Consider the following 13,577-nt stretch of genomic DNA (forward strand, 5'->3'; position numbering starts at 1 on the left):
GCGGACGTCGCCGAGCAGCCGCGCCTCCGCTTCCCGCACGCCCTCCGGGCACCAGACGAAGTCGGCGTCGCCGAGGAAGCCGCCGTGCTCGGCCTGGTAGTCGTCGGCGTCGGCGTCCCACCAGGCGAGGTTCGCCGCCGCGGCCTCCGGGCCGCCGACCTCGCGGTAGGCGACGGCGGCGGTGCCCAGCCGGTGCTCGGCCGCGTCGTGGCGCCCCGGCGCGGGCGGCTCCTCCGGTGGCATGATGGTGGTCTCCGGTCCCTGGGGGTTTGCTTCCGCGAGGACCTTAGCGAGCGGCGGGGACCCTGATTGTGCCGCCCGGCGACCGCCGCGTAGGATAAGTGTTAGCGCAGTGGGTTCGCGCTGCCTTCCGCTCAGCTTCTGGTTGGGACTCGGGTCGCGCACCGTATGCGGGTCATGCCGCGGTCGTTCACTGGTGGACGTTTGCTCGCAGGGTCGACGCATGCACCCATTCGCGCCGACAACTGCCAACCCTCGATTCCATCCACCGGAGCAACCCGCCTAATGACCACCGACACCGCCACCGCCCCGACCGCCCCCACCGGGCCCCAGCAGGTCGCCATCAACGACATCGGGTCGGAGGAAGACTTCCTCGCGGCGATCGACAAGACGATCAAGTACTTCAACGATGGCGACATCGTCGAAGGCACGATCGTCAAGGTCGACCGCGACGAGGTCCTGCTCGACATCGGCTACAAGACCGAGGGTGTCATCCCCTCGCGTGAGCTCTCCATCAAGCACGATGTCGACCCGGCTGAGGTTGTCACCGTCGGCGATGAGGTCGAAGCCCTGGTCCTCCAGAAGGAGGACAAGGAAGGCCGTCTGATCCTGTCCAAGAAGCGCGCGCAGTACGAGCGCGCCTGGGGCACGATCGAGGAGCTCAAGGAGAAGGACGAGCCCGTCAAGGGCACCGTCATCGAGGTCGTCAAGGGCGGCCTCATCCTGGACATCGGCCTGCGCGGCTTCCTCCCCGCGTCCCTGGTCGAGATGCGCCGCGTGCGCGACCTGCAGCCGTACGTCGGCCGCGAGCTCGAGGCGAAGATCATCGAGCTGGACAAGAACCGCAACAACGTGGTCCTGTCCCGCCGCGCCTACCTGGAGCAGACCCAGTCCGAGGTGCGCAGCGAGTTCCTCAACGCGCTCGCCAAGGGCCAGGTCCGCAAGGGCGTCGTGTCGTCCATCGTCAACTTCGGTGCCTTCGTGGACCTGGGTGGCGTCGACGGCCTGGTGCACGTCTCCGAGCTGTCCTGGAAGCACATCGACCACCCGTCCGAGGTCGTCGAGGTCGGCCAGGAGGTCACGGTCGAGGTCCTGGACGTCGACATGGACCGCGAGCGCGTCTCGCTGTCGCTGAAGGCGACCCAGGAAGACCCGTGGCGCCAGTTCGCCCGCACCCACGCGATCGGCCAGATCGTGCCGGGCAAGGTCACCAAGCTGGTTCCGTTCGGTGCGTTCGTCCGCGTCGAAGAGGGCATCGAGGGCCTGGTCCACATCTCCGAGCTGGCCGAGCGCCACGTGGAGATCCCGGAGCAGGTCGTCCAGGTCAACGGCGACGTCATGGTCAAGGTCATCGACATCGACCTCGAGCGCCGTCGCATCTCGCTGTCGCTGAAGCAGGCGAACGAGGGTGTCACGCCGGACACCGAGTTCGACCCGACCCAGTACGGCATGGCCGCCGAGTACGACGCCGAGGGCAACTACATCTACCCCGAAGGCTTCGACCCGGACACCCAGGAGTGGCAGGAAGGCTTCGACAAGCAGCGTGAGGAGTGGGAGCGCCAGTACGCCGAGGCGCACACTCGTTACGAGGCCCACATGAAGCAGGTCCAGAAGGCCGTCGAGGCCGACGCCGAGGCCGCCGCGGACGCCGCGACCGGCATCGAGGGTGGCGCGGAAAGCTACACCTCGGGTTCGGCCCCGGCCGACACGAAGAGCAGCGGTGGCACCCTCGCCTCCGACGAGCAGCTCGCGGCGCTCCGCGAGAAGCTCTCCGGCGGTGCGTGAGCACTAGCTCTCTGAGCTGAACGACAGAGCCCCCGGTCCACTTCGGACCGGGGGCTCCGTCGTTGTCCGGGGTTCAGCGCAGGCCGAGGCCGCGCATCATCGCGGTGACGCCCTGCCGGTACACCGCTTCGTTCGCCTCGTCGGTCGGCGGGATGAAGAACTCGGCCAGCGGGGTCCGCGAGGCCAGCATCAGCTCCGCGCCCACCAGCCCGTGCATCGCCGTCCACAGCTGGTAGGCCGCGGCCTGGGCGTCCGCTCCCGGCGGGCTCACCCGCTGGACGCGCTCGACGAACATCCGGAACGTCGTCCGCAGCACGGCCGAGCGCAGCGCCGGGTCCGGGTCGAAGCCGGGCACCGGGCGCTCGAACATCAGCGCGTAGCGGGCCGGGCTCTCGCGGGCGAAGCGCCGGTACTCGACGGCCAGGTGCAGCACGTCCGCGACGCCGTCCGCACTCGACGGCGGCAGGCCTTCGAGCATCTCCCGCAGCGAGTCGAAGGTGCGCTCGTACAGGGCGTCGAGCAGTCCCGCGCGGCCGCCGAAGCGGGCGTACACCGAAATCGTCGACGCGCCGGCCGCCTCGGCGACGCCGCGCACGGTCAGGGCGGGAACACCCCGGTTCACCAGCACGGAAAGCGCGGCGTCGAGAAAGCGCTCCCGGCTGCCCTGGTCGGCAGGACGCATCGACAAGTGCCTGGTGGCCATCGGCGCACCCCCTTCGCGGCGGCCCGGCGCAGACGGCGCCCGGGCGACCCACCCGCAGCAGAAGATACGATATCCGGCGCGTCTTGGGAATGCGCCGCATGTCCGGATCTGCGGTGTTCCCGTCCGCTGGACGCAGTTCCGAGCACCGCGCGGGCGGGCATCGTCGACGTCATGACCCCTGAAATCCCTGACACCGCCCTCGCCCGCGAAGCCGCCGAGTACGTCCGCGACACCGCCGGCCCGCTGCTGTACGACCACTCGGCCCGCGTCTACCTGTTCGGTGCCCTCCAAGGCCGGCGGCGCGGCCTCGAGTTCGACGCCGAGCTGCTCTACGTCGCGGCGCTGTTCCACGACCTCGGCCTCGTCGAAGGCCACCGCACCGACCGCCGCTTCGAGCTCGACGGCGCGGACGAGGCCCGCCGCTTCCTCCTCGACCACGACGTCGACCCGGAACGCGCCCGGATCGCGTGGACGGCCATCGCCCTGCACACCACCCCGGGCATCCCGTCGCACATGGAACCCGAAGTCGCACTGGTGACGGCGGGCGTCGAGTACGACGTCCTCGGCATCGGCTACCACGACCTGCCCGCCGCCGACCGCGCCGCCGTCGTGGCCGCCCACCCGCGCCCGGACTTCAAGCGCCGCATCCTGGCGGCGTTCACCGACGGCATCCGTGACCGTCCCGACACGACGTTCGGGAACGTCAAAGCCGATGTGCTGGCCCGCTTCGTGCCAGGCTTCACGCGCACGGACTTCGTGACCACGATCGAGGATTCACCCTGGGAGGACTGACCGCATGGAGCACCCCGACCTCGGCACGGTGACCGTCACCGCGACCGGCGACGGCACGTACACGCAGCAGGTGACGACATCGACGCACGAGCTGCTCGTCGACGAGCCGACCGCGGTCGGGGGAGCCGACGCCGGCCCGAACCCGTACGAGCTGCTGCTGGCCTCCCTCGGTTCGTGCACGGCGATCACGCTGCGGATGTACGCCGACCGCAAGGGCATCCCCCTGACCCGCGCGACGGTCCGCCTTCGCCACGACCGCATCCACGCGGAGGACTGCGAGAAGTGCGAGACCGAGCGCGGCATGCTGAGCCGGATCACGCGGGAGATCTCGCTGGAGGGGGAGCTGGACGAGGAGCAGCGGGCGAGGTTGATGGTGATCGCGGACAAGTGCCCGGTGCACCGGACGTTGTCGTCGGAGATCGTGATCGAGACCCACGAAACCGGCCGCTGACCAGCGGGGGAGCCGAGTGCGGCTGCTGGAACGGAGTGCCCGAGCGGGTAACCCACTCGGAGCCCCGCCGCTCGGCGCCGCCGAGTGGCGGCCACTCGATCTATGCGGCGGCCGCTGAGGTGGTCGGGGTCGGCGGGACAGCGTCGGGCGGCGCCTGTGGTTGGTGGCGGGGTCGGTCGAAATCGGCGTGGCGGTGTCGGGCGGCGCCCGTGGTTGGTGGCGGGGTCGACCGGATTGGCGTGGCGGTCGTCAGGCAGCGCACCCGCAGTTGGTTGCGGGGTCGGCGTGGCGTCCAGGTCGTCTGGCCGCCGGCGTCCGGCAGTGGCTACGCGGCGCGGGCCGTCGCCGGGCGGACGGTTGCCGCGCCCACCGCTGGGACCCAGATGCGCTCGAGGGCGGCCGCGCGGGCCTTGCGGCGCAGGCCCGCGAAGCTGTGCTTCGCCGGCACCAGCAGGGCGCTCAGCCACGTGCGGTGGTAGTCCGCCAGCGCCTCGGCCACGGTGCGGTGAAGAACGCAGTGCACCAGCCCCGGCGTGCCGAGCCGGTGCCTCCCGACGTGCTTGCTGTTCGCCATCGTTCCTCCGTGTGGGCGACCCTGTCGCGCGGACGGTACGCAATCGCGCCGGAAGAGGTGGGGAAGCAACGCGGCGTGTCCGGATATCGGTTGAGTCACGCGTCACGTTCGTCTTGCGGCTCACCCGTTCGTGTGCCTCGTCTCGGAAGGGGACAGTCACGCCCGTCCCGGGGGAAGGCTGACTAGGGTGATCGGCATGTTGCGTGTGGGGTTGACCGGTGGCATCGGGGCAGGCAAGTCGACCGTGGCGAACCGGCTCGCCGAGCACGGCGCCGTGCTGATCGACTCCGATCGGATCGCCCGCGAGGTGGTCGCGCCGGGCACCGAGGGGCTGGCCCGGCTCGTCGCGGAGTTCGGCGACGACATCCTGGCTGCCGACGGCTCGCTCGACCGGCCCGCTCTCGCCGCCAAGGCCTTCGCCGACGACGAGTCGCGCCGCCGGCTGAACGCGATCGTCCACCCGCTGGTCGGGGCCCGCACCGGGGAGCTGATGGCCGCCGCCGCGCCGGACGCCGTCATCGTTCACGACATCCCGCTGCTCGTCGAGAACGGCTTGGCGACGGCGTATCACCTGGTCGTGGTCGTCGACGCGCCGGTCGAGGTGCGGGTCCGGCGGCTCGTGACGGTGCGCGGGATGGCCGAGGACGACGCGCGGGCGAGGATCCGGGCGCAGGCGAGCGACGAGCAGCGTCGCGCCGTCGCCGATGTCTGGCTCGACAACGGCGGTCCCGAAGACGTCGTGCTCCTCGACGTCGACGCGCTGTGGGCCGACCGGCTGGTGCCCTTCGAAGCGAACGTCCGGCTGCGCAAGCCGCGCCCGCCGGTCTCCCCGAAGATCGCCGAATACGACCTGACCTGGCCCGCGCAGGCCGAGCGGGTGCTCGCGCGGGTCCGTGCCGCGGCGGGGGAGCTCGCGCGCCGCGCCGATCACATCGGCTCGACCGCCGTGCCCGGCCTGCCCGCCAAGGACGTCCTCGACCTGCAGCTCACGGTGTCCACTTTGGACGACGCGGACACGCTGCGGGAACTGCTGTCCGACGCGGGGTTCCCGCGGCTGGAGGGCGACTGGTGCGACGACGCCCAGGACGGCACCGGGACGTGGCCGAAGCGCCTGCATGTCGGCGCCGACCCGAAGCGCGCGGTGAACCTGCACGTTCGGGCCGAGGAGACGCCCGCCTGGCGGCTCGCCCTGCTCTTCCGCGACTACCTGCGCGCGAACTCCGGCGAGCGGGACGACTACCGCGACGTCAAGCTGCGGCTGGCCGACGCGCACGCTGACGACGGCAACATCGCGGCCTACGCGGACGAGAAGCAGGAGTTCGTCAACGGCGTGTTCGCCCGCGCGGAGAAGTGGGCCGCGGCCACCGGCTGGACGCCCTAAGTACCCAGCAGCCCGCGTTCGAAGGCGACCGCCACCGCGGCCGCGCGGTCGTTGACGCCGAGCTTCGCGTAGACGTGGATGAGGTGCGTCTTGACCGTCGCCTCGCTGATGAACAGCTTCTTCGCGGTTTCCTTGTTCGTCGAGCCGCGGGCGACCAGGGTGAGCACTTCCAGCTCGCGCTGGGACAGCGGTTCGTGCGCCGGCGCGCGCATCCGCCCCAGCAGCCGGCTCGCGACGGCGGGGGAGATCACCGCTTCGCCGCGGGCGGCGGCTTCGACCGCGCGGAACAGGTCCTCGCGCGGGGCGTCCTTCAGCAGGTAGCCCGTCGCGCCCGCCTCGACCGCGGGCAGGACGTCGGAGTCCGTGTCGTACGTCGTGAGCACCAGGACCCGCGCCGGGTTGCCGAGCCGGGCCAGCTCGGTGATCGCCGCGACGCCGTCGGTGCCCGGCATCCGCAGGTCCATCAGCACGACGTCGGGGCGCAGCCGCTCGGCCAGCACGACGGCTTCGGCGCCGTTCGCGGCCTCCCCGACGACCTCGAAGCCGCGGCCGGTGAAGATGCCGCGCAGGCCGTCGCGCACGACCGGGTGGTCGTCGGCGATGAGCACGGTGATCGTCACGCGGAAGCCTCCGGCGGGGCGGGGACGGCGGGCAGGACGGCCGAAAGCGCGGTGCCGCCGCCGGGTTCGGATTCGACGTGCAGCGTACCGGCGAGCCGCTGGACGCGGCGCCGCATCCCGGGCAGCCCGAAACCGGGGCCGGGCCCGGGGACGAACCCGGCGCCGTCGTCGCGGACGTCCAGGGTCACGTCGTCGTCCATGTAGGACAGCGTGAGGCCGACCCGTCCCGCCGCGGCGTGCTTGTCTACATTGGACAGAGCTTCCTGGCTGACCCGCAGGACGGTCGACTCGATCTCCGGGTGCAGCGGCCTTGGGACACCGGTGGTGGTGACCGCGGCGGGCACGCCGGTCCGCGCGCTCCACCGCGCCGCGACCCCGGCGAGCGCCTCGGGCAGCGTCGCGGAGTCCAGGTGCTCGGGGTGCAGCGCGCGCACCGAACGCCGTGCGGCGGTGAGGTTTTCCCGCGCCAGCGCGGTCGCGGAGTCCAGGTGCCGCTGCCACTCCGCCGGCTCGTCCTTGGCCAGCGCGGCGGCTTCGAGCTGGGTGATGATGCCGGTGAAGCCCTGCGCCAGGGTGTCGTGGATCTCCTGCGCCAGCCGCTGCCGCTCGTCGAGCACCCCGGCTTCGCGGGCCTGGCCGAGCAGCTGCCGTTGCAGGCCTTCGTTCTCCGCTTGGGCCGTGGCCAGTTCGTCGAGCATCCGGCGGCGTTCCTCGTTCTGGCGGGCGACCGCCGCCGACAGCAGCCCGCCGCCCCCGATGGTCGCGGTCTGCACGACGATGATCGTGATCCAGATGCCCGGCCGCTCCCGCAGGGCGTGCACGGGACCGCCGTTGCCGAGGGTGTTGATCAGCAGCGACGTCACGCCCAGCCCGCCGAAGGCGAGCCACGTCGGCCGCAGGCGCATCGCGGCCAGGAACCCGTAGATCATGAAGATGACGTACGTGAGGTCCCGCAGCTCCAGCACGCTGCCCAGCCCGACGATGCCGGCGAACGTGAGCAGGGCGAACGCGGGCCGTTCGCGCAGCCGCGCGGGCGGGAAGACCACCGTGCCGAGCACCCAGAGCGCGGTCACCGCGACCAAGGTGCCGGTGATCGCCCACCACCGGCCGTCGCGACCGCCGGCGCCGAGGCTGACGGCGGTCGCGACGACCAAGAACAGGACGGGCAGGACGCGCTCGATCCGGTACAGCCACGGCTGCCACCCCACGGCGCTGCGCGCCGGTTCCGGCGGCCACATCGGCCGGCCCCAGCCGGCCTCGGCGCTCACGCTCTCATGTCCTTGAGCCGTGGCCAGATCTCGGCCCAGCCCGCGGTCCGGCCGGTGAGCTGCCAGACCGGCATGTGCTCGCTCGCGTTGCGGACGCCGAGCCGGTTGCCGACCTGGCCGACGATGCGCGCCTCCCCGAAGTACTTCGCCAGCTTCGACGGGTCGTGGCCGACGAAGAGCACGGTGCCGGCGGTGTCGGCAGGACGGCCGAAGTACCAGAAGCCGCGGCTCGGGCTGTACGCCTCGGGCAGGCCGCGCTCGGGCCCGTACCGGCCGAGCGCGCCCGCCTGCCAGTAGCCGCCGGTCACGATCGCCGTGTCCGGTGGCGCGGCCCGGTAAAGCTTGGCGACGTCGTCGGCGAGGTCCGGCCAGCCGATCTCTTCGGCCGCGTACGCGGGCCGCGGCGCGGCGGGGTGGTCGACCAGCCAGTGCGCCGGCCAGACCGGCAGCGTGAACGGGAGGCTGAACAGGGCCGACAGCACGAACACCGGCCAGGTCGGCACCCACCGCCACCAGCGGGACGGTTCGAGAGCTTCGAAGTGCACGGCCGCCGCCGCCCACAGCACGCCGAACATCCCGGCCGCGTAGTAGTACCGCCCGTTGGCGACCAGGAAGACGGCGACGACGCCCAGCGCCGTCCAGCCGAGGAACCGGTACGGCCGCAGCCGCTTGCTCCCGACGAGCACCGCGACGCCGTAGACGACACCGAGCGCGCCGATCACCCAGCCGGCCCCGGCCAGCAGCTGCGGGACGAAACTCCCGCGGCCGCCCGCCGCGTCGACTTCGGCGCCGACCGCGTCGCCCATCCCGAGCTGCGGCCAGCCGTTCGCGCGCTGCCACAGCAGCGTCGGCACCAGCGAGCCGGCGGCGATCAGCGCGCCCAGCCAGAGCTTCGGCCGCCGCAGCAGCTCCCGCGGGCCGAACACGAGCACCGCCGGCCCGGCCACCACCCAGAGCGCGCCGACGAGCAGCTTGTCGTTGAGCGCCACCGCCGTCACGACGCCGAGCCACACCAGCAGCTGGTCGTCGCGGGTGCGGACCCAGCGCACCAGCAGCCACAGCACGAGCGTCCACAGCAGCGGGTCGATCGTCGAGGTCGCCAGGTAGTGGCCGCTGCCGACGAACTGCCCGCAGATCGCGTACGCCGCCGCGGCCCGCGCCTGCGCCTTGCGCCTGCCGCCCAGCTCGCGCGCGATCAGCGCGGTGACGACGACCCCGGCCGCGGTCGCGGCGATCGCCGGCAGCCGGAAGACGACGAGCGAGCCGGGCGCCAGGCTGTTCATCGCCCACGCGAGGAACGGAACGAGTGGCGGCTGGTCGGCGTAGCCCCAGGCCAGGTGCTTCCCGGCGGCTAGGAAGTACAGCTCGTCGCCGAAGTAGCCGTAGCGGCCCGCCGTCAGCAGCAACGCGGTGGCCGTGCCCAGCGCGAGCAGCGCGACCGGCAGCCGGGCGAAGGGGGTGAGGTCGGCTTTCGCCTGGTCGGGTGCCGTGGCTACGGCGTCCATCGTGCTCCTTGTCGGTGGTCGGCGCCGGTCCTTCCCGCACCCTACGTGGGGGCACCGAAGGTCACCGTGCGGATAGTGACGCCGGGCTCACGTGTGCGTGTTCACCAGCCTCGGCCACAGCTCGGACCACGGTTCGGCGCGGCCGGACGCCAGCCACAGCGGCACGCCGTCGAACTGGCTCGGCTTCGCCGCACCGGTGTCCACCTTCCCGATCGGCCGCACCTCGGTGAAGTGCCCGAGCAGCGGACGCGGATCATTGCCGACGAACAGGACGTCGGTGGTGTTTTCGGGCGGGACGACCAGTGTCGCGTAGCCGCGGTTCCCGCTGGCCGGCTCGGGGAGGCCGAGGTCGCGGCCGTAGCGGTCGAGCGCGCTCGCTTCCCAGTACGTCTCGGTCACCACCGCGGTCCGGTCCGGCTCGGGGAGCCGCGCGAACGCACTGGCCACCGAGCGGGTGCCCTCCGGCCAGCCGATCTCGGCGAAGGCGAACACCGGGGACGGCAGCGACGGGTGCTCGGTCAGCCACGCCCGCGGCCAGACCGGCAGCGCGATGGGCAGGACGAGCACCGCGGACAGCGCGTAGCACGGCCAGGTCGCGACCCAGCGCCACCAGCGCGCCGGTTCCCCGCGTTCGAGCGCGACGGCGGCCATTGCCCAGCACACGGGGTACATCCCGGCGACGTAGTAGAACCGCCCGTTCACCGCCAGGAAGACGAGGGTCAGCAGCACGGTCGTCCAGCCGAGGAAGCGGAGGTCGCGGCTGCGCAGGAGCCGCCACAGGCCGTAGACCAGCAGGACCGCGCCGACCGGGAGGCCGGCGGCGAGCACCGCCGTCGGCAGGAACGTCAGCCGGCCACCCCAGGTGCCCTCGACTTCCGCCGAGATCGCCGCGCCCATGCCGAGCTGGGGCCAGCCGTGCGTGGCTTGCCAGAGCAGCGTCGGCACCAGCGCCGCCGCCGCGATCGCCGCGCCGAGCCACAACGCGGGACGGCGCAGCAGTTCCCGTGGCCCGCAGACGAGGATCGCGACCCCGGCGGCGAGCCAGAAGCCACCGATGAGGAACTTGGTGTACAGCGCGACCGCCGTCACCAGGCCGGTCCAGACGAGCAGGGCGTCGGCGCGGGTGCGCAGCCAGCGGACCAGCAGCCACAGGACCAGCGTCCAGAGGAACGGGTCCACTGTGGACGTCGCCAGGTAGTGCCCGCCCGCCAGGGTCTCCGACGAGACGGCGGAAGTGGCGGCGGCGAGCGTCTGGGCCTTCGCGCCGCCGCCCAGCTCGCGGGCGATCAGTGCGGTGAGGAAGACCCCGGCGAGCACGGCCAGCATCGCCGGGATCCGCAGCACGAACGGCGAGTGCCCGAGCGCGTCCATCGCGTTGGCCAGCAAGGGAAGCAACGGCGGCTGGTCGACGTACCCCCACGCGAGGTGCCGTCCGGCGGCCAGGAAGTACAGCTCGTCGCCGAAGTAGCCGTAGTGGTTCGCCGTCAGCAGCAACGGGATCGCCGTCAGCACCGTCACGATCGCCACCGGCTTGACGGCGAGTGGCCGGACGACGGCCGGGGCGGGCGCTGTCGTCACTCCCATCGGAACACCCGCGCCGCGATCGTCGTGCAGCCGAGTGCGAAGGCCGCCATCGCGCCGAGCTGCAGCACCTCGGGGGCGTCCCCCGCCCAGGTGGCGCGCAGCGCGTTGAGCGTCGACCCGAGCGGCAGGACGTCCGCGACGTGCTGCAGGAAGACCGGCAGCTGCTCCTTCGGCACCCAGACGCCGCCCAGCGCCAGCATCGGGAAGAACACCGCGCTGCCGATGCCGCTCGCCGCCCGCCCGGTCGGCGCCAGTGCGGCCACCAGCAGACCGACGGAGAACAGCGAGAGCGCCCCGAGGACGATCGAGAGCAGGAAGCCGCCCGGGTTGCCCGGCAGGGGGATGCCGAGGACGAGCCCGCCGACCCCGGCGATGAGCAGGACCACGACGACGGCGGCGGCCAGGTTCACCAGCAGCTGCGCGGCGAGCAGCAGGCTCGGCGACACCGGGCTCGCGGAAAGCCGCTTCAGCAGACCCTTTTCGCGGTAGGTGCCCATCACGTTCGGGAAGTGCGTCAGCGCCAGCATGGCCAGCAGGATCGTGACGGCCATCGGCGCGATCACCGTGGCGAGCGCGCTGTGCCCGCCGTACTTCGGATCCGGCTCGTTCGCGCCCGGCATCAGCCCGAACACCAGCAGCAGCGCGAGCGGGATGCCGACGACGACCGCCGGCGCTCCCGGGTCCCGCAGGAACACCTTGGCTTCGGCGGCGGTCAGCTTGGTCAGGACAGTCATGGTTTCCCCCTCAGTCCGGCCGGTGGCCGGTGAGCGCGACGAAGGCGTCGTCGAGGCCGGCGTGCTCGACGCGCAGGTCGACGGCGAGCACGCCGAGCCGGGCGAGCAGCGACGTCACCGCGTGCAGCACGGTGCCGCTGCCGCGGACGACGAGGCGGTCGCCGTGCCGCTCGACCCCGTGGACCTCGGGCAGCGCCTCGAGCACGCCCGCGTCGAGGGGCGCCGACGGCCGGAACCGCACGACCTGCTCGTCGGTGACCCGGGCGACCAGCCCGGCGGGCGAGTCGACGGCGACGACGCGGCCGGCGTCGATCACCGCGATCCGGTCGCAGAGCCGTTCGGCTTCCGCCATGAAGTGCGTGACGAGCAGGATCGTCACGCCCTGGTCGCGCACGGTTTCGATGAGGTCCCACGTGTCACGGCGGGCCTGCGGGTCGAGGCCGGTGGTCAGCTCGTCGAGCACCGCCAGCTCCGGGCGGCCGACCAGTGCGAGCGCGATGGACAGCCGTTGCTGCTGCCCGCCGGAGAGCTTCTGGTACGCGGTGTTCCGGTGTTCGGTCAGGCCGAGCGTGGCGAGCAGTTCGCCGGGGTCGGCCGGCGTCCGGTAGAACGCGGCGTAGAGGTCGAGCAGCTCGCCGACCCGCAGCTTGTCCTGCAGCCGGCCTTCCTGGAGCTGGACGCCGACGCGCTGGCGCAGCTCGGCCCGGTCGCGGTGCGGGTCGAGGCCCAGCACCGAAAGTTCCCCGCCGTCGGGCGTGCGGAGACCCTCGATGCACTCGACCGTCGTGGTCTTGCCCGCGCCGTTCGGGCCCAGGATCCCGAAGATTTCGCCGCGTTCGACGGTGAACGAGACGTCGTCGACCGCGACCTTGTCCCCGTACCGCTTGCGGAGGTGCTCGACCTCGATGACCGGCATGCCGCCGTCCCCCTTCTCGATCCGTTTCCGACAGATCGAGAATCCCGCGGCGGACCGGTGCGGCGCGTCATCAGAACGACCCACCCCGCATCCATCGTTCGGAGGATGCGGCGGCCCCTAGGGGTGGCGGCGCCAGGTGAGCGCGATGTCCTTCGTGGACAGCCAGGCGGTGAGGTCGTAGCCGTGCGCGGCCAGCCCTTCGACCGCCGCGTAGGTGGTTTCCAGCGCGTACCGCGCGTCTTCGGCGGTGACCAGGCCGGCGGCGTGGGCCTCGAGGAGCTCGTCGGTGTCGATCACCCGCAGCGAGAGCTTGTCCTTGAGCACGATGTCGATGTAGAGGTCGGTGGCGACCCAGCGCGGGCCGTCGCGGCGGACGCGGACGACGTCGAGGTAGAAGTCCTGGTCGCGTTCGTGGCCGGGGGAGAACCAGAAGTCGGTGAGCCGCAGGCCGAGCCCGGGCACCAGCCACGACTCGAGATAGTGGAACTGGGCGCGCCCCGGCGTCGGGCGGGCCAGGTACAGGCCGAAGGGTTCCTCGCGGTACTCCTCGACCTCCCGCCGGATGCCCTTCGGGTCGATGTTCGCGCGCGCGGCGGGGTCGAAGACCTCGACCTTCGGGGGGTGCAGTGCGGCCATGGCGCTCATCCTGCCGGGCGGGTCACGAATCGCGTATACCCTCCGCGCGCGCCACACGTTCGGGCTAAGGTGCGCCGACCGTGAGTGAGGGGACTGGGGATGTTCGGGATCATCAGGCCGTGCCGCCACCGGCTGTCCGAAGGACTGCACGCGGACTGGCTGGCGCACCTGTGCGGGCTGTGCCTGACGCTGCGCGACGAGCACGGGCAGCTCGCCCGCGTCGTCACGAACTACGACGGGCTGATCATTTCGGTGCTGCTCGAGGCGCAGACCGACCGCGGCGGCCTGCGCCGCGACGCGGGCCCGTGTCCGCTGCGGGGCATGCGGACGGCGTCGGTCGCGCGCGGCGAAGGAGCCCAGCTCGCGGCGGCGGTGTCCCTGGTGCTGG

14 protein-coding genes and 1 pseudogene are annotated in these 13,577 nt (G+C 72.2%); 5 read left to right on the forward strand and 10 right to left on the reverse strand.

The features are described from left to right. Nucleotides 1–243, reverse strand: a pseudogene (locus tag G3I65_RS19785) (SAM-dependent methyltransferase); the annotation flags it as partial. Between the two features lie 282 nt (nt 244–525). Between G3I65_RS19785 and rpsA the strand changes: the two are divergent. Then, nucleotides 526–2,025 (forward strand): 30S ribosomal protein S1, encoded by a 1,500-nt coding sequence (gene rpsA / locus G3I65_RS19790; protein ID WP_086860859.1) that lies wholly within the window; start codon nt 526–528, stop codon nt 2,023–2,025. 73 nt (nt 2,026–2,098) lie between these two features. On the opposite strand, the gene G3I65_RS19795 is transcribed toward rpsA, so the two are convergent. After that, the gene (locus G3I65_RS19795) at nt 2,099–2,728 is read right to left on the reverse strand and encodes a TetR/AcrR family transcriptional regulator (protein WP_239071312.1); all 630 of its coding nucleotides are present in this window, start codon (nt 2,726–2,728) and stop codon (nt 2,099–2,101) included. A gap of 171 nt (nt 2,729–2,899) precedes the next feature. Between G3I65_RS19795 and G3I65_RS19800 the strand changes: the two genes are divergently transcribed. After that, nucleotides 2,900–3,520, forward strand: coding sequence for an HD domain-containing protein (locus G3I65_RS19800; protein WP_160697427.1), 621 nt, complete (start codon nt 2,900–2,902; stop codon nt 3,518–3,520). 4 nt (nt 3,521–3,524) lie between these two features. Beyond that, entirely contained in the window at nt 3,525–3,971 is a 447-nt protein-coding gene (locus G3I65_RS19805) for an OsmC family protein (protein WP_160697428.1), read from the forward strand. Between the two features lie 325 nt (nt 3,972–4,296). Here the strand turns inward: G3I65_RS19805 and G3I65_RS19810 are convergent, their stop codons facing one another. Then, nucleotides 4,297–4,545, reverse strand: coding sequence for a hypothetical protein (locus G3I65_RS19810; protein WP_160697429.1), 249 nt, complete (start codon nt 4,543–4,545; stop codon nt 4,297–4,299). Between the two features lie 196 nt (nt 4,546–4,741). Here G3I65_RS19810 and coaE point away from each other — a divergent pair, with 196 nt between their 5' ends. Continuing rightward, nucleotides 4,742–5,926 (forward strand): dephospho-CoA kinase, encoded by a 1,185-nt coding sequence (coaE, locus tag G3I65_RS19815; RefSeq protein ID WP_160697430.1) that lies wholly within the window; start codon nt 4,742–4,744, stop codon nt 5,924–5,926. Here coaE and G3I65_RS19820 read toward each other — a convergent pair. The 7 genes from G3I65_RS19820 to G3I65_RS19850 form a co-directional block, all read right to left on the reverse strand. Next, nucleotides 5,923–6,546 (reverse strand): response regulator transcription factor, encoded by a 624-nt coding sequence (locus G3I65_RS19820; protein ID WP_160697431.1) that lies wholly within the window; start codon nt 6,544–6,546, stop codon nt 5,923–5,925. The genes coaE and G3I65_RS19820 overlap by 4 nt on opposite strands. Further along, a complete protein-coding gene (locus G3I65_RS19825) occupies nt 6,543–7,814 on the reverse strand; it encodes a sensor histidine kinase (RefSeq protein ID WP_309235568.1) in 1,272 nt (423 codons plus the stop codon). Before G3I65_RS19825 ends, G3I65_RS19820 begins: the two co-directional genes overlap by 4 nt. After that, nucleotides 7,811–9,319, reverse strand: coding sequence for a glycosyltransferase family 39 protein (locus G3I65_RS19830; protein ID WP_160697432.1), 1,509 nt, complete (start codon nt 9,317–9,319; stop codon nt 7,811–7,813). The genes G3I65_RS19825 and G3I65_RS19830 overlap by 4 nt, the downstream gene beginning before the upstream one ends. 87 nt (nt 9,320–9,406) lie before the next feature. Then, on the reverse strand, nt 9,407–10,903 hold the full coding sequence (locus G3I65_RS19835; protein WP_160697433.1) for a glycosyltransferase family 39 protein: 1,497 nt from the start codon (nt 10,901–10,903) through the stop codon (nt 9,407–9,409). Beyond that, complete coding sequence (locus G3I65_RS19840) at nt 10,894–11,637, reverse strand: ABC transporter permease (protein ID WP_160697434.1); 744 nt, start codon at nt 11,635–11,637, stop codon at nt 10,894–10,896. Before G3I65_RS19840 ends, G3I65_RS19835 begins: the two co-directional genes overlap by 10 nt. Before the next feature lie 10 nt (nt 11,638–11,647). Then, nucleotides 11,648–12,553, reverse strand: coding sequence for an ABC transporter ATP-binding protein (locus G3I65_RS19845; RefSeq protein WP_160697435.1), 906 nt, complete (start codon nt 12,551–12,553; stop codon nt 11,648–11,650). A gap of 117 nt (nt 12,554–12,670) precedes the next feature. Next, nucleotides 12,671–13,189 carry a DUF402 domain-containing protein gene (locus tag G3I65_RS19850; RefSeq protein WP_160697436.1) on the reverse strand — a complete coding sequence of 173 codons (519 nt, stop codon included), beginning with the start codon at nt 13,187–13,189 and terminating at the stop codon, nt 12,671–12,673. Nucleotides 13,190–13,288: 99 nt separating this feature from the next. Here G3I65_RS19850 and G3I65_RS19855 point away from each other — a divergent pair. Next, the coding region (locus G3I65_RS19855) for a DUF5685 family protein (protein WP_239071313.1) at nt 13,289–13,577 on the forward strand (289 nt) is incomplete at its 3' end.

The sequence above is a fragment of the Amycolatopsis sp. SID8362 genome (genome assembly GCF_010550475.1).
In the GTDB taxonomy this organism is placed as follows: Bacteria; Actinomycetota; Actinomycetes; order Mycobacteriales; family Pseudonocardiaceae; genus Amycolatopsis; species Amycolatopsis eburnea.